The sequence below is a fragment of the Bacillus sp. J41TS8 genome (assembly GCF_018333035.1).
In the GTDB taxonomy this organism is placed as follows: Bacteria; Bacillota; Bacilli; order Bacillales; family Bacillaceae; genus Bacillus; species Bacillus paralicheniformis.
The window spans coordinates 198,273-213,330 of the sequence record NZ_BORF01000001.1; the positions used below are offsets into that span (position 1 = coordinate 198,273).

Below are 15,058 nucleotides of genomic sequence, written 5' to 3' on the forward strand. Positions count from 1 at the left end.
TGCTAACACCTTACATATTTCCGTTTGAAACCAAGACGGCCTCTATCAATATCCATTTGAATATTTTTGGAAGCATTCAGGATACTGCTTTTTTTCTTGCCTCGCCTGAGTTCGACCGGGCCTACTGCTTTTGCGGTTTCAACCGCCTTTTCATGAAGCGGCAAATATGAAATCGCGGCTGTGTAGATAAAGTTATTCATAGCCGATTTTGTTCGATCCGGAGAATCGTGAATCGCCTGTTCCACCTGATCAAGCATACCGGCAATTTTGGTCACATTAAATTCATCGTCCGGTCGATTACCTAAAAGCCAGCAGTAACAGCTCCAGCCTGCCGACATTTTAAGCTCTTCACCGCTTGAGATCCATTTATCAGCAACAGCCTGCGCAAAATCGGTTTCTGCCAAAGTTACTGCAACAACATAATCAGATAGCATATAGAAATACGCCTCATCGATCCAGCGCTCAAAATCCGCTTCAGTCATTGTGATTGGGTCAGCAATAATGCCGGCAAAATACATGGCATCGTAGTTCCCGGTAGCGTAAAGCTGCTGCGCCAAAGGTTGATTTTTCTTGATTTTCTTTGCAAGCGGCTTCATTTTGCCTGTAGCCACACCAAAAAGCGGTTCGTGTGCACCATTCGTTATGTATCTTTTTTTCATATTTTCCGTACCCAGCGCTTCAAGTTCCTTCATAACCGTTTCAAAATCCATGCTTTCACTTCCCTCTGTAAATTAAATTCATTTCTTTGATTCCATTATCATGCTCTTTCGCTTCATCTAATCAATACAAATCAACTTTATTTGTTTTTTGCTCTCCATAAACGGTACATCATAATCCTCATCTTTTTTAGCGGCTGTTTTGTTTCTAAGTCTGATAAAAACTAAATTTCCTCTGCATATCATTTATATTTATTATGTGAAACATTTTAACAAGCAGAAAGGGGTTGTTTTTGACCGCCTTTCCTCTTAGACAAACAGAGAATATATGAAATCGTCAGCGGAAAGCCGATTTTCTCTTACCAAATCCCGGATACCCGGTGTTGAGCGCAGTCTGCGATGCCGTGAGAATGCGAATGACTGATTCAATGTTATTGCACCACTTTTCTATGAGTTATTTACAAATCATAAATATTACGATTTGTATTTTGAATTATAGACAATCACATCTATAATTTCAATGTTAGCAGACTCCTATTCTTAACACTGCCTGGTTAACCCCTGCGATATTCGTAAGGAGAAGAAAATTCCAGCCGTTGACGTTTTCCAAAGAATGCCCTACAATGAGATCGTAACTTTAACTTTTCAGGAGGATTATTAAAAAATGACACACTCAATGAGACTTCGTTTCCCAACTTTGAACCAGTAATTAAATACGTTCAAAGGCTCTGTTTGTGTATGCAGAGTAAACGGGATCAGTCTGTCCTTTTTTAATAATCTTCAATTTGCATATAAAATTTGTAATTTGTAGAAAGGCGGATCGTTCTGCCTTTCTTTTTTGTTTAATCCTTTTTTTCTAACGGCTGAGAAAGGCTTATTTGGTTATGGAAATACCGCGGCTTCATCCTTAAAGGATGGCTCTTCCCTTTACTCTGAATCACAGGCAGACCGCCTGTGATTTTTTATGATGAGAGGAAGAGGAAACATGAAGAAAAAAAATCATAAGTACAGAGGAAAAAAGTTAAACCGCGGGGAATCTCCGAATTTTTCCGGACAGCATTTGATGCATAATAAAAAATTAATTGAAGAAATTGTGGATCGGGCAAATATTAGCATAGACGATACGGTTTTAGAGTTAGGAGCGGGAAAAGGGGCTTTGACAACTGTGCTAAGTCAAAAAGCCGGTAAGGTATTGGCAGTGGAAAACGATTCTAAATTCGTTGATATACTCACACGTAAAACGGCACAGCATTCAAATACGAAAATTATTCATCAAGATATCATGAAGATTCATTTACCAAAAGAAAAGTTTGTGGTGGTCTCTAATATTCCCTATGCCATCACAACCCCCATCATGAAAATGCTTTTGAACAATCCTGCAAGCGGATTTCAAAAAGGGATCATCGTAATGGAAAAAGGGGCTGCTAAACGTTTCACATCAAAATTCATTAAAAATTCCTATGTTTTAGCTTGGAGAATGTGGTTTGATATTGGCATTGTCAGAGAAATATCGAAAGAGCATTTTTCTCCCCCTCCAAAAGTGGACTCGGCAATGGTCAGAATAACACGAAAAAAAGACGCGCCTCTATCACATAAACATTATATTGCGTTTCGGGGACTTGCCGAATACGCGCTAAAGGAGCCGAATATCCCTCTCTGTGTTGCTTTACGCGGAATTTTTACCCCGCGTCAAATGAAACACTTAAGAAAAAGTCTAAAAATCAACAATGAAAAAACCGTTGGAACGCTCACCGAAAACCAATGGGCGGTTATTTTTAACACGATGACTCAGTATGTAATGCATCACAAATGGCCAAGAGCAAATAAGCGAAAACCCGGAGAAATATAAAGAAAAAAGCTGCTGACTTCCCGTCAGCAGCTTTAGCTATTTCTGGAGGGATTCAGATGTCCCTGTCAACATTCCTTTTGTCCGCTTACAGCTTTCCAGTTAAAAACTGCGCCTCGCCGAGGCCGAAACTCCAATCGGCATCTCCATTTTCTGTGATGGACACCATGACATCTTCAGGTGAAATGCCGCATTCCGCTTCAAGCTTTTCAGCAAGTAAAGCGTACAATTTCTCTTTTTGGCTTTCCGTTCTTGTTTTACTGGTGATGCTAATCACAACCAGATCCTTTGATCTATTCAATCCCAAGCCTGTATCTTGGATAATAAGCTCATTCGCCGGATGCTGATGGACAATTTGATAGCGGTCTTTCTCCGGAACGTTAAACGCTTCTACCATCGCATCGTGTGCGGTATCTAATAATTTTTTTAATGCTTGTTCATCACGGCCTTCTATTAGATCGAAACGTAATAATGGCATTTGTTTATCCCCTTTTTGATCATTTTAAATTTCGTTAGCAAAATAACAAGAAATGATGTCTGTTAACTTGATAAAAACATAACACATAACCAAAATATATTCAACAATTGATAATCTTTTCATCTGCTTTATCAGTATCGAAGATATAAGGTCTGTATTATTAAAAATTAGTTGACACCCGTTCTTTAGGAGATGAGTATGTACATAATAGTTCATCAAAACATGACAATAACATGATCAGAAAACGCTTTTTTTGTCTTCCAGTCAAATGAAATCGAATGCGGTTAAGGCGGAAATTACGAAGACCGCCTCCTTCTTTATCAACACTCTACTTATTTCTAAAAAAAAGGGACAAGCTTTCTCAACTCGAATATGATGAAAATAATAAAAACAAATAAAGGGATAAACCCAACCAAGCTAAAACTTGTAAGCATAATAAGCTCCTTTCTTCATATATCCATTTAGTCCCTGCTCCAGTTTACGTTATCCACATTTTAAAAATATAATATAGATGTAAATGATATATTAAAAACAGATTTGTATACAAAAAAATCACCATCCAAGATTACGGATGGCGATTTTCTATTATTCAAGGTTGGCATGATTTCCATACATGTTATGAGTATTCAGCCCTTTCATTTCCATGATTCGCAATATGATAGCGTCATAATACAATAAAAGAGTCTGTTCAAAAAGCGAGCCCATCGGTTGTATCGTCTGTTTATTGCCTGTCGTTTGATCTTTTGGGGAGCCGGGCAGCTGCAGTATCAGGTCAGATATTTCAGCTATCGGCGAATCTGGAGAGATCGTAACTGTCGCTACAGTGCCTCCGATATCTTTTGCCTTTTCCGCCATATGAAGCAAACTTTCTGTTTTCCCTGATCCCGTGCCCACGATAAGCAAGTCTTTTTCGGTAAATACCGGTGTTACGGTTTCCCCTGTTACAAACGCATTGATCCCCATGTGCATTAATCGCATAGCAAATGATTTCCCCATTAAACCGGAGCGGCCTGCACCGGAAACAAACACTTTTTCAGAAGACATGATAGTGGATATTAAGTCTTCTATACCTTCCGCTTGATTTTGAGACGTTGCATGATCAAGCTCTGCGATGATCGCTTTTACATAATCATAAGTCTTCATGTTTATTGGATCATCTGCTTCATTTTTGCGGCTGCCGCAGCTTTATCGTCTTGATTTGCAATACCGCCCCCGACAATAACCAAATCAGGTTTTAATTTAACGACTTCGGGCAGTGTGTCTAATTTAATTCCGCCTGCAATAGCCGTTTTAGCGTTTTTCACAACATTTTTAATCGTCATTAAGTCTTCAAATGAATTTTGGCCAATGGCTTGAAGGTCATAACCGGTATGGACACAAATATAATCGACACCAAGCTCATCCAATTCCTTAGCACGCGATTTGATGTCTTTAATCCCAATCATATCCACCAGGATTTTGTTCCCTTGCGCTTTCGCCTCTTCTACAGCGCCTTTAATAGACATGTCTTCAGCAGCCCCTAAAATGGTGATGATGTCGGCTCCTGCTTCTGATGCTTTCATCACTTCATACCCCGCCGCATCCATAATCTTAAGGTCTGCCAGCACTTTCAAATTCGGGAAAGCGGCTTTCATCTCTTTCACTGCACGGAGTCCTTCATTTATCACAACCGGCGTACCGATTTCTACAATATCAATGTATTCTTCTACTTCTTTTACTACTTCGATGGCTTCCGGTATATTGACTAAATCTAATGCTAACTGTAATTCCACTTACAATCACTCCTGTTTGAATTAAGAATTCCGCGGATTATTCTTTTCATATTTTGTTACATCAAGAGTATAACAAGGGGAAAATTCCATTAATAGTACGCACTTTTTTTTTACATACTATACTTTTCCTCATATGGTACAGAAAAAGATACTGTCTCCAAAACAGTATCTTAAAGTCAACCATTCTATTCATCATCTTTTGAAAAGTTCGTTTCTATATAATTTTTACCCCATTCATACATCGCCTCTAATATAGGCATTAAACTTTCTCCTTGTTTCGTTAGGGAATATTCAACTTTTGGGGGAACAACCGGATATACTTCCCTATGTACAATATGATCCTCTTCTAATTCACGCAGCTGATTCACCAGCATTCTTTGCGTAATGCCGGGCATCAAAGCTTTTAATTCTCCGAACCTTTTCGTACCTTCTTTTCCTAAAAACCACAAAATCAGCATTTTCCACTTACCGCCGATAATGTTGAGCGTCAGCTCCTTCTCACAATTAAATGTTTTATTTTCCATTCGTGACATATGAATTCTCCCCTTATGAAATGACTAAACAATGAACATCTATCACATCATTGTAAAAGAACTTTGTTTAACTAATCAATCATCGCGTTTTTCCAGATTCCATTATTCACCATATCATCATGCGGATTTGCCCATCATGTCATTGTCAATCTTCTTATCCATTCGGGTGAAGGAAACATGACAAGTGTCATGTTTGAAGCATGATGTGTGCTACTACAAAGACATCTCTCTGTACCGTAAACTTAACTTAAGACCCATTTATGAGAGGATAACTTTACTATGACTGAACAAACCACCACACACAAACAAAAACAGTTAACAAAACAGGTTGCTGCATTTGCCCAGCCTGATACCAAAAACAGTCTCATTCAGCTCTTCAATACGTTTATTCCTTTCTTCGGACTGTGGTTTCTTGCCTACCTCAGCCTCGATGTCTCCTACCTCCTTACATTAGGAATAACGGTGATTGCCGCAGGGTTTTTGACGAGAATTTTCATTATTTTTCACGACTGCTGCCATCTTTCCTTTTTCAAACAAAAACGCCTTAACCACATTCTCGGCTTTTTGACAGGCGTTCTGACTTTATTTCCTTATCTTCAATGGCAGCACAGCCATTCGATTCATCATGCGACAAGCAGCAACCTAGATAAACGCGGAACAGGCGATATCTGGCTGCTGACGGTAAACGAATATAAAGCCGCACCTCTACGCACAAAAATCGCATACAGACTTTACAGAAATCCGTTTATCATGTTTATTCTCGGACCAATTTATGTCTTTCTGATCACAAACCGCTTTAACAAAAAAGGTGCAAGACGGAAGGAACGTGTGAACACATACCTTACCAACCTTGCAATCGCGGCATTGGCTGCTGTTTGCTGCCTGATCTTTGGCTGGCAATCGTTCTTGCTCGTACAGGGTCCGATCTTTCTGATCTCAGGTTCGATCGGCGTTTGGCTGTTTTATGTTCAGCATACATTTGAAGATTCTTATTTTGAAGCGGATGAAAACTGGAGCTACGTTCAGGCGGCTGTGGAAGGAAGTTCATTTTATAAACTACCGAAACTGCTTCAATGGCTTACAGGCAATATCGGGTACCACCACGTTCACCATCTGAGCCCAAAGGTGCCTAACTATAAACTTGAAATCGCACATGAGCAGCACGAACCACTAAAAAACGTCCCGACCATCACTTTAAAAACAAGCCTGCAATCACTCGCGTTCCGGCTTTGGGATGAAGAAAAAAAGCAGTTTGTAACCTTTCGGGACATGAAACAAACATCTTCCCATCTTCCGCAGGATTCAACGGAAAAACAGAAGCTGCGAAAGAACGCCTGACGATGAGGAGGTCTTCTTATATCAACAAGAAGGCTTCCTTATTTATTGTCGGATGATGCAATCCGGCTCAGGCAATGGTAAAGTTACTCTAAAGATGAAAAGCTGAAAACGAGGTTATATCATGTTCAAAAAGCACTTTGCATTTCAAAAACTTAACGGGATCTCACCGTATATATGGACGATATTTTTCATCCTGCCCTTCTACTTTATCATGCAATCATCATCTACCCTTGTCATCGTCGTCGGCATCATTTTGACACTTTTATTTTTTGCGGTATACAGATTTGCTTTTGTTTCAAAAGGCTGGGACATTTATTTGTGGGCGTTTATATTAATCGGCATTTCAACCGCCTCGATTATGCTGTTCAGCTATATTTATTTTGCTTTTTTTATCGCGTATTTTATAGGGAACATAAAAAAACGAGCCCCTTTTCACATTTTATATTATGTTCATTTAATAAGCGCAGCCGTCGCTGCCAACTTCAGTCTCGTGTTAAAAAAAGAATTTTTTCTGACACAAATTCCTTTTGTGGTCATCACTCTCATCAGCGCGATTTTATTGCCGTTCAGTATTAGAAGCCGCAAGGAGCGCGAACGCCTCGAAGAAAAACTCGAGTATGCTAATGAACGGATTGCCAATTTGGTAAAATTAGAAGAGCGGCAGCGGATTGCCCGCGACCTTCACGATACACTTGGGCAAAAGCTGTCTCTGATCGGTTTAAAAAGCGACTTGGCGAGAAAATTAATTTACAAAGATCCCGATCAAGCCGCGCGTGAACTGAAAAGCGTTCAGCAAACTGCGAGAACTTCTTTAAATGAAGTAAGAAAAATTGTATCCTCCATGAAAGGCATTCGGCTCAAGGATGAAATGATCAACATCAAACAAATTCTTGAAGCAGCCGACATTGCGTTCATCTATGAAGAAGAAAAATTGCCGGAAAATATCTCATTGCTTAATGAAAACATATTGAGTATGTGCTTAAAGGAAGCTGTCACTAATGTCGTCAAACACAGTCAGGCTAAAACCTGCCGCATTGACATCCAGCAGCTCTGGAAGGAAGTTGTCATTACAGTGACTGACGATGGAACGTTTCAAGGTGAAGAGAAGTACTTTTCAAAAGGACACGGCTTGCTTGGCATGAGAGAACGGCTTGAATTTGCAAACGGAAGCCTTCACATTGATACAAAAAACGGCACCAAGCTTACCATGTCAATTCCTAATAACTCAAAATAAACAAAAAAGGATGGCTTGCATGATTAGTATATTTATTGCGGAAGATCAACAGATGCTCTTGGGCGCTTTAGGATCACTACTGAATTTAGAAGATGATATGGAAGTCGTCGGCAAAGGCACAACCGGACAGGATGCCGTTGATTTCACAAAAAAACATCGGCCTGATGTATGCATTATGGACATTGAAATGCCGGGAAAAACGGGACTTGAAGCTGCTGAGGAACTAAAGGATACAGGCTGCAACATTATTATCTTAACCACTTTTGCCCGCCCCGGTTACTTTCAGCGGGCCATTAAAGCAGGTGTTAAAGGCTATTTGTTAAAGGACAGCCCAAGCGAAGAGCTTGTGAGCGCCATCCGCAGCGTCATGAAAGGAAAGCGGATCTATGCGCCTGAATTGATGGAAGACATGTACAGTGAGGCCAATCCCCTCACAGATAGAGAAAAAGAAGTGCTCGAACTTGTGGCTGACGGAAAAAACACAAAAGAAATCGCCCAAGAACTCAGCATCAAAAGCGGAACCGTGCGAAATTATATCTCAATGATTCTTGAAAAGCTTGAGGTCAAAAATCGGATCGAAGCCATTACCCGTTCAAAGGAAAAAGGCTGGTTTAAATAAAAAGAGAATCTTGGCATATCTCCAAGATCCCCTCGACGAATCAGCCGCTCCCACGGCGGAAACGTTCCTTTTCTACACGAACATCTTCTTCACAAGCTCGCGGTTGCGCTCTTTGAAAACCTCATTATGTGACGACACCATCGCACTCTTGTGTGCTTCGGGATCGATAAAGCGCTTGGCGCTGTTGACCGCGTTTGCCGCATCCTGAAACGCTCCGGCGATCAAGTGCAGCTTGCCTTCATAATGCACAATATCCCCTGCCGCATACAGTCCGGGCACGGAAGACTGGCAGTTGGCGGTACCTTTAATATAATAGTCATCAACCCTGGTAATATGAAGTCGGCTGTTCTCCAGCAGTGAGGTGTCGCGTTCATAGCCGTGGTTGATAACCACTTCGTCGACAGGCAGCTCCATCACCTCACCGGTTTGAGCGTTCGTGAGCTCGACCCGTTCGATCACCTCATGATCTTCCGAAGCGATCAGCTTGGTAATCTGTGTATGGAAGAAGCAGCTCACCGAGCTGTTCAGCAGCTGATCCACCTGGGCCTCATGCCCGCTGAGCGCATCTTTGCGGTAAGCGAGGTAGACCTTTTTCGCTACAGGTTCGAGCTCGTTGGCCCAATCGACAGCCGAATTGCCGCCGCCTGATACTATGACCGTTTTATCTTTAAAATGGTGCAGCGATTTGACCGTATAATTCAGATTGGACACTTCAAAGCGCTCTGCTCCTTCAATCTGAAGCTTTTGCGGATTGAGGATGCCGCCGCCCACGGCAACGATGACCGTCTTGGACAGATGCACCCCTGAGGCAGCCGTATGTAACTCAAACAACCCTTCTTCATTGCGGGCAATCGATTCAACTTTCTCATTCAGCAGCACTTCAGGATGAAATGTTAGCCCCTGCTGCACGATCTGTTCTATCAGCCTGGCTCCGGAAATCGGCGTTAGCCCCCCGACATCCCAGATCATTTTTTCAGGATATACGTGAACCTTTCCGCCCAGCATCGGCTGATATTCGATAATCTTCGTTTTCATTCCCCGCAGTCCGCTGTAAAAGGCGGAATATAAACCGGCCGGACCTCCGCCGATCACGGTCACATCAAACACTTCATTTCTGCTCATCGCTCTTCACTCCCGGTATATGTCATGAGTTTACACCCTCAATCGTAAATGATTATCATTATCATTAAGTGTACTTTGATTGCTTCGTTTTTACAATCCATTTTAATAAAAAGTTCATTCTTCGCCACTTCATTTTCGCCTCCCCCTCTTTGCGCTCGTTCTTCACGGGATGCCGCCGCTTCCCCATTCCGCAGCATGTAAGCAGTTCCTATATCTTACATTGACAAGGGTATGCTTCCTGCATAGAATGAAAATGATTATCAACTTCATTTAGGAGGAAACAAAGCATGATAAGCGGAAGGATTAGTTCGAAAATTAAAATTACTTTTGTATTAATGCTCGCCTTTTCTATTTTATTGGCCGGATGTACAACCTCAGGAAATTCAACAGAGAAAACGCATGAAAACATGGTCACAATGGCTTGGCCTAGAGATATTGGCGAGATGAATCCGCATGTGTATAATCCTTCCCAATTATTTGCCCAGTCGATGGTATATGAACCTTTGGTTACCTATGAAGCGGGAGGAAAGCTTAAACCGCATTTAGCCGAATCTTGGGATATATCAAATGACGGTAAAGTATATACGTTTCATTTACGTAAGAATGTAAAATTTTCAGATGGGACAACGTTTAATGCAAAAATTGTGAAGAAGAATTTTGATTCCATTTTAAAACATACTGAATTACACAGCTGGTTAGGGTTTCTTTCAAAAATAGCCCAAACAGAAGTGATCGATGATCATACATTTAAATTGACATTAACTGAACCATATTACCCGACCATTCAGGAACTAGCCGTAGTACGGCCGGTCCGGTTTTTGGGAGAAGCCGGCTTCCCTAAGGACGGCGATACATCAAAGGGTGTCGCAAAACCGGTAGGTACGGGCCCGTGGGTATTGGAAGAGCATAAAGCTGATGAATATGCGGTTTTTAAACGCAATGAACATTATTGGGGTGAAAAGCCAAAAGTCGAGAAAATCAAGGTGAAAGTCATCCCGGACGCCGAAACAAGGGTGCTTGCATTTGAAAAAGGCGAGCTTGACCTCATTTACGGCGAAGGCGTTATCAGTTTGGATGCATTCAAGCAGCTGCAAGCGACAGGCCAATATGAAACAAGCCTTTCTGAACCGGTGGCGACGAGACAGCTTGTCATGAATACGAAAAAAGAACAGCTCTCTGATGAGCGCGTGCGTCAAGCCCTCCACTATGGTTTTGACAAAGAAGCCTTGGTAAAAGGCATCACCTCCGGGTTAGAAGAAAAAGCAGATCATATTTTGCCGACAGACTTCCCATACACGTCTGATATTGATGTAAAGCAAATCAACTATGATCCAGAGAAAGCAAAAGCGCTATTAGATGCGGCAGGCTGGAAGCTTCCGAATGGCAAGACGGTGCGCGAGAAAGACGGAAAGCCTCTTGAATTTAGTTTAATGTATGATTCAGCGGAATCCATTCAAAAAACAATGGCCGAAACGCTGCAGGCAGAATGGGCGGCGATCGGGGTAAAGCTGAATCTTGAAGGTGTAGAATTGGCAACCCAAGTCAAACGGTTTAAAGCGAATGAGTTTGATATGAACTTCTTTAGCAACTATGGTGCGCCTTATGACCCGCACACATTTTTAAACATTGTCTCCTCCAAAGGATTCGGATTTAATGAAGCGATTTCAGCCTATCCAAACAAGGACGAGCTGATCAAGCAGATGGCAAAGGTACCTCAAACGACTGATGAAAAAGAGCGGCAGGAGCTTTACTCATCTATTTTAAAATCCCTTCAAGACCAGGGAGCCATCGTTCCTGTTTCTTATATTAAAAAGACGGCGATATATCAAAAGAATATCAGCAACTTTACGTTCCCTGCCAATCGTGACGAACATCCATTTACAGGGATTCGCATCAAGCAGCAACACTAGGAGGCTTTTATGGGCAACTATATATTGAAACGAATCATGTCTATTATTCCAGTGTTTCTTTTAGCTGCACTTCTCACAACTGGAATGATTCATCTCTCACCGGTTGACCCAGCTGAAGCATACTTAGCCGCAGCACATATCCAGCCAACCGATGAAATTTTAGCGCAAAAAAGACATGAGTTTGGCTTGGATCAGCCATTCTTTATTCAATATGTAAACTCTGTATTGAAGATATGCCAACTTGATTTTGGCATATCTTATGTTTCGAATCAGCCGGTTTGGGATGAAGTTGCACACCGAATGCCGGCGACGATCGAGCTCGCGCTTGGGAGTTTAATGATTGCGGTGCTTGTCAGTGTGCCGCTAGGCTTCTTAGCGGGAATTAAAAGAAACGGTGCAGTTGATCATATCAGCCGCTTCATTTCCTTTTTCGGAGCATCCATCCCGACTTTTTGGTTAGGGTATATGCTGGGTTTTTTCTTTTCTGTTCAGTTAGACCTTTTGCCGGTAGAGGGAATCGGGACATGGCAGCATCTTGTACTGCCGTCGATGACTTTGGCGCTTCCTTTAATCGCGATGTATACAAGGCTGCTCCGTGCAAGTGTCATCGAAAACCTGCAAGAACCCTATGTGCAATTTGCTCGCATAAGAGGAATGACGAGGATGAACATTATGGCCAAACATGTATTGCGAATGGCCATTTCTCCGATGATTACGGGGCTGGGAATGAACCTTGGCAAGCTGCTCACCGGCACAATTATTGTTGAAGTCGTTTTTTCTTGGCCGGGCTTTGGCCGTTATTTTATTGAGGCCATTTTCAATCGGGACATCCCTGTCATTCAATGCTATGTGTTCTTAGCCGCCGCCTTTTTTATATTGAGCAACTTAATTGTTGACCTCATTCAAATGTATATTGACCCGCGCATTTCAAGGAAAGAAGGACAGCATCGATGATAAGTATACGCAAGATTTTCAAAGGCCCAAAAGTGATCGCAATCTGCACCATCATATTAACCGTCCTTTTTATCATCGCTGTATTCGCCCCTTGGATTGCGCCGCATCACCCTGCTGATGTCCATTTGGTCTATAAGCTGCAGCCTCCGTCCTGGACGTTTCCTTTAGGAACTGATCATCTGGGAAGATGCAACTTATCCCGCCTTTTGTACGGCGCCCGGATTTCTCTTGGATTCGCGATGCTCATTTTCATTTCCTCACTCGTTATCGGCCTCATAATCGGGACGATCTCAGGGTATAAAGGCGGCTGGATTGATCAGCTGTTAATGAGATGCTGCGATGGTGTGATGGCCTTTCCGAACTTAATTTTAGTTCTTGGCCTCGTGGGCATATTCGGTCCTGGACTTCCTCAAGTCATTGTGGCCCTCATGCTTGTGCAATGGGTCTATTATGCAAGAATTTTTAGAGGAATGGTGCTTAGTCTGAAAGAGGAGAATTTTATTGCGGCGGCAAAAATCAATGGATCTTCCCAATGGAAAATTATTAAACAGCATATTATCCCTAATGTCCTCCCTCCCCTCGTCGTCATCGGCACGTTGGAAATGGGCTGGGCCATTATGGATATCTCCGCCATGTCTTTTCTCGGATTAGGCGTCCAGCCCCCGGCAGCTGAATGGGGAGCGATGATTCATGAAGGTAAATCGTATATTCGGACGAACCCCGAGTTAATGATTTATCCAGGGCTGATGATCATGGTTGTCGTTGTGACGTTCAATTTATTGGGCGAAGCCTTATCAGATCAATACGGCGTCAAACGTCGATGATAAAAAGGAATGAGGAAGTTGGGAACAGAACAATCAACAGTACTTCAAGTCAGAGATTTGCATGTGCAGGTTCACAATCAAAAAGGAAATTCAACTATCGTTCAAGGGATTAATTTTGAACTGAAGCGCGGACAGGTTCTTGGTTTAATTGGTGAGAGCGGTTGCGGAAAAACGGTAACGAGCATGTCTATTCTTCAGACGCTTGATCCAAAAACAACCAAGGTGGAAGGAAGTATTGCATTGCGGGGCCGGGAATTGAACGGATTAGCAGAACAGGACATGCGTAAAATCCGCGGCAAAGATATAGCCTATATTATGCAGAATCCGATGAACGCTTTTACACCCGTTTTTACGATCGGCCAGCAAATGATCGAATCGATTCGCTCTCATACATCTTTTAGCAAAAAACAGGCGAAAGAGCTCGCGACCGAAGCACTGCATCATGTAAACCTCCCCCACCCCGCTAAACTTTTGCATTCTTACCCTTTTCAATTAAGCGGCGGAATGCTTCAACGGGTCATGATTGCAATTGCAGCATGCCTGGAGCCGGCCGTTCTTATTGCGGATGAACCCACAACTGCGCTCGACGTGTTTAATCAGAAGACGGTGCTGAAATATTTAGACGGCTTGCGATCTGAATTCGGCACGGCGATTTTGCTTATATCTCATGATCTGGGCGTCATTGCTGAAATGGCCGATGAAGTCGCTGTGATGCAGAATGGGAGAATTGTAGAAAATGGAGATGTGTTTCAGCTGTTTGATGAACCAAAACATGACTATACAAAGAAGCTGTTAAGTGCACGGTTGACTTTGCCAATGGATCAACTTGCCACTTGAGTCAGTATGAAGAAGACCTGCATTTGATATGGGGTGAACAAGTGAGTTTATTACAAGTGAAAGACGTCACTCATCATTATACGGCGCGCAAATTGTTCAAATGGAAAGCTCCATCGAAACAAGTCCTTTCCAATGTCAGCTTTTCAATTGAAGAAGGCGCATGTCTGGGCATGATTGGACCAAGCGGAGCCGGGAAAAGCACATTGGGAAAAGTGATGCTCGGTTTGGAACGGCCGCAATCAGGCCAAATCTTTTTTCAAGGTCATGATCTATATAAAGCCGAGCAATCCATCCGGCGGAAAATCCGCCGCGACCTTCAAGCTGTTTTTCAAGACTCATATTCTTCCGTCAACCCGCGAATGACGGCGGAACAAATCATAGCAGAACCGCTGGAAAACTATGAAAGGCTCACAATCGCCGAGCAAAAACGGACCATTATCGAGCTGTTGGAAAGAGTAGGCTTAACTGAAGAGGATTTAACAAAATATCCGCATCAATTCAGCGGCGGCCAATTGCAGCGAATTAATATTGCAAGAGCAGTCTCGCTCAAGCCGAAGCTGATCGTATTGGACGAGTCTGTCAGCAGCCTGGACATGGTAACCCAAACGCTTATATTGGATTTATTAAAAGAGCTCAAAAACGATTTTGGAATGTCGTATTTCTTTATAACGCATGATTTAAAAGCCGCCTATCAATTAAGTGATACACTAGGTATTTTAGATCACGGCCAATTGACCGGGCTTTACGAGAAAGATCGGTTTTTAAAGTCAGATCACCCGGTTGTAAAAGAAATGAAGCGTTCCATACTGGCAGAGCATCCGCGATTTCGTTCGATCGGAACAAGAGCGCTTCAGCAATAAACTTGCCGGGACCAATTCAAACCTTTTCTCTGAAATGAGCTTCTTTAATTCACGTTTGTGAAAAATAAATGAGGG

General features: G+C 42.3%; 17 protein-coding genes. 10 read left to right on the top strand and 7 right to left on the bottom strand.

Annotated elements, in window-relative coordinates; all coding sequences use genetic code 11:
* Positions 1–2: 2 nt before the first annotated feature.
* Both KI350_RS01140 and KI350_RS01145 read right to left on the bottom strand, forming a co-directional pair.
* The gene (locus tag KI350_RS01140) at positions 3–710 is read right to left on the bottom strand and encodes a DNA alkylation repair protein (RefSeq protein ID WP_103749526.1); all 708 of its coding nucleotides are present in this window, start codon (positions 708–710) and stop codon (positions 3–5) included.
* Positions 711–965: 255 nt separating this feature from the next.
* Positions 966–1,085 carry a hypothetical protein gene (locus KI350_RS01145; RefSeq protein WP_315897772.1) on the bottom strand — a complete coding sequence of 40 codons (120 nt, stop codon included), beginning with the start codon at positions 1,083–1,085 and terminating at the stop codon, positions 966–968.
* 235 nt (positions 1,086–1,320) lie between these two features.
* Between KI350_RS01145 and KI350_RS23345 the strand changes: the two genes are divergently transcribed.
* Positions 1,321–1,365, top strand: coding sequence for an erythromycin resistance leader peptide (locus KI350_RS23345; RefSeq protein ID WP_105980607.1), 45 nt, complete (start codon positions 1,321–1,323; stop codon positions 1,363–1,365).
* A 276-nt stretch (positions 1,366–1,641) separates the two neighbouring features.
* Entirely contained in the window at positions 1,642–2,505 is an 864-nt protein-coding gene (locus KI350_RS01155; RefSeq protein WP_025811090.1) for a 23S rRNA (adenine(2058)-N(6))-methyltransferase Erm(D), read from the top strand.
* A gap of 85 nt (positions 2,506–2,590) precedes the next feature.
* Here KI350_RS01155 and KI350_RS01160 read toward each other — a convergent pair whose 3' ends face one another.
* From KI350_RS01160 to KI350_RS01175, 4 genes are all read right to left on the bottom strand, one after another.
* Positions 2,591–2,980: a tautomerase family protein gene (locus KI350_RS01160; RefSeq protein WP_003183782.1), complete on the bottom strand. Its 390-nt coding sequence runs from the start codon at positions 2,978–2,980 to the stop codon at positions 2,591–2,593.
* Positions 2,981–3,565: 585 nt separating this feature from the next.
* Complete coding sequence (hxlB, locus tag KI350_RS01165) at positions 3,566–4,123, bottom strand: 6-phospho-3-hexuloisomerase (protein WP_020452330.1); 558 nt, start codon at positions 4,121–4,123, stop codon at positions 3,566–3,568.
* 2 nt (positions 4,124–4,125) lie between these two features.
* The gene (hxlA, locus tag KI350_RS01170; protein ID WP_003183787.1) at positions 4,126–4,752 is read right to left on the bottom strand and encodes a 3-hexulose-6-phosphate synthase; all 627 of its coding nucleotides are present in this window, start codon (positions 4,750–4,752) and stop codon (positions 4,126–4,128) included.
* Between the two features lie 185 nt (positions 4,753–4,937).
* Complete coding sequence (locus KI350_RS01175) at positions 4,938–5,285, bottom strand: winged helix-turn-helix transcriptional regulator (protein ID WP_003183789.1); 348 nt, start codon at positions 5,283–5,285, stop codon at positions 4,938–4,940.
* Between the two features lie 279 nt (positions 5,286–5,564).
* On the opposite strand from KI350_RS01175, the gene desA reads away from it, so the two are divergent.
* The 3 genes from desA to desR all read left to right on the top strand — a co-directional run bounded on the left by desA (position 5,565) and on the right by desR (position 8,476).
* Positions 5,565–6,623: a Delta(5) desaturase DesA gene (gene desA / locus KI350_RS01180; RefSeq protein WP_020452331.1), complete on the top strand. Its 1,059-nt coding sequence runs from the start codon at positions 5,565–5,567 to the stop codon at positions 6,621–6,623.
* A 121-nt stretch (positions 6,624–6,744) separates the two neighbouring features.
* Complete coding sequence (gene desK, locus KI350_RS01185) at positions 6,745–7,857, top strand: two-component sensor histidine kinase DesK (RefSeq protein WP_020452332.1); 1,113 nt, start codon at positions 6,745–6,747, stop codon at positions 7,855–7,857.
* A gap of 19 nt (positions 7,858–7,876) precedes the next feature.
* Positions 7,877–8,476 (top strand): two-component system response regulator DesR, encoded by a 600-nt coding sequence (desR, locus tag KI350_RS01190; RefSeq protein ID WP_020452333.1) that lies wholly within the window; start codon positions 7,877–7,879, stop codon positions 8,474–8,476.
* Positions 8,477–8,548: 72 nt separating this feature from the next.
* On the opposite strand, the gene KI350_RS01195 is transcribed toward desR, so the two are convergent.
* Positions 8,549–9,598: an NAD(P)/FAD-dependent oxidoreductase gene (locus KI350_RS01195; protein ID WP_025811089.1), complete on the bottom strand. Its 1,050-nt coding sequence runs from the start codon at positions 9,596–9,598 to the stop codon at positions 8,549–8,551.
* A gap of 287 nt (positions 9,599–9,885) precedes the next feature.
* On the opposite strand from KI350_RS01195, the gene nikA reads away from it, so the two are divergent.
* From nikA to nikE, 5 genes are read left to right on the top strand one after another with little or no spacing between them, the layout of a single operon-like run.
* Positions 9,886–11,508, top strand: coding sequence for a nickel ABC transporter substrate-binding protein (gene nikA / locus KI350_RS01200; RefSeq protein WP_020452335.1), 1,623 nt, complete (start codon positions 9,886–9,888; stop codon positions 11,506–11,508).
* Between the two features lie 9 nt (positions 11,509–11,517).
* Positions 11,518–12,462, top strand: a complete 945-nt coding sequence (nikB, locus tag KI350_RS01205; RefSeq protein ID WP_025811088.1) for a nickel ABC transporter permease subunit NikB — start codon at positions 11,518–11,520, stop codon at positions 12,460–12,462.
* Entirely contained in the window at positions 12,459–13,286 is an 828-nt protein-coding gene (gene nikC / locus KI350_RS01210) for a nickel ABC transporter permease subunit NikC (RefSeq protein ID WP_023855330.1), read from the top strand. The genes nikB and nikC overlap by 4 nt, the downstream gene beginning before the upstream one ends.
* Positions 13,287–13,304: 18 nt before the next feature.
* Positions 13,305–14,123 (top strand): nickel import ATP-binding protein NikD, encoded by an 819-nt coding sequence (gene nikD / locus KI350_RS01215; RefSeq protein WP_020452338.1) that lies wholly within the window; start codon positions 13,305–13,307, stop codon positions 14,121–14,123.
* Positions 14,124–14,164: 41 nt separating this feature from the next.
* Entirely contained in the window at positions 14,165–14,983 is an 819-nt protein-coding gene (gene nikE / locus KI350_RS01220) for a nickel import ATP-binding protein NikE (RefSeq protein ID WP_020452339.1), read from the top strand.
* The last annotated feature ends 75 nt before the right edge of the window (positions 14,984–15,058 follow it).

What these genes read in the sequence shown, in the direction of transcription:
- desR (WP_020452333.1), top strand. Translation starts at nt 7,877, where the DNA reads ATGATTAGTATATTTATTGCGGAAGATCAACAGATGCTCTTGGGCGCT.
- KI350_RS01140 (WP_103749526.1), bottom strand. Translation starts at nt 710, where the DNA reads ATGGATTTTGAAACGGTTATGAAGGAACTTGAAGCGCTGGGTACGGAA.
- KI350_RS01175 (WP_003183789.1), bottom strand. Translation starts at nt 5,285, where the DNA reads ATGTCACGAATGGAAAATAAAACATTTAATTGTGAGAAGGAGCTGACG.
- KI350_RS01155 (WP_025811090.1), top strand. Translation starts at nt 1,642, where the DNA reads ATGAAGAAAAAAAATCATAAGTACAGAGGAAAAAAGTTAAACCGCGGG.
- nikC (WP_023855330.1), top strand. Translation starts at nt 12,459, where the DNA reads ATGATAAGTATACGCAAGATTTTCAAAGGCCCAAAAGTGATCGCAATC.
- nikB (WP_025811088.1), top strand. Translation starts at nt 11,518, where the DNA reads ATGGGCAACTATATATTGAAACGAATCATGTCTATTATTCCAGTGTTT.
- KI350_RS01195 (WP_025811089.1), bottom strand. Translation starts at nt 9,598, where the DNA reads ATGAGCAGAAATGAAGTGTTTGATGTGACCGTGATCGGCGGAGGTCCG.
- hxlB (WP_020452330.1), bottom strand. Translation starts at nt 4,123, where the DNA reads ATGAAGACTTATGATTATGTAAAAGCGATCATCGCAGAGCTTGATCAT.
- desA (WP_020452331.1), top strand. Translation starts at nt 5,565, where the DNA reads ATGACTGAACAAACCACCACACACAAACAAAAACAGTTAACAAAACAG.
- desK (WP_020452332.1), top strand. Translation starts at nt 6,745, where the DNA reads ATGTTCAAAAAGCACTTTGCATTTCAAAAACTTAACGGGATCTCACCG.
- nikA (WP_020452335.1), top strand. Translation starts at nt 9,886, where the DNA reads ATGATAAGCGGAAGGATTAGTTCGAAAATTAAAATTACTTTTGTATTA.
- KI350_RS01160 (WP_003183782.1), bottom strand. Translation starts at nt 2,980, where the DNA reads ATGCCATTATTACGTTTCGATCTAATAGAAGGCCGTGATGAACAAGCA.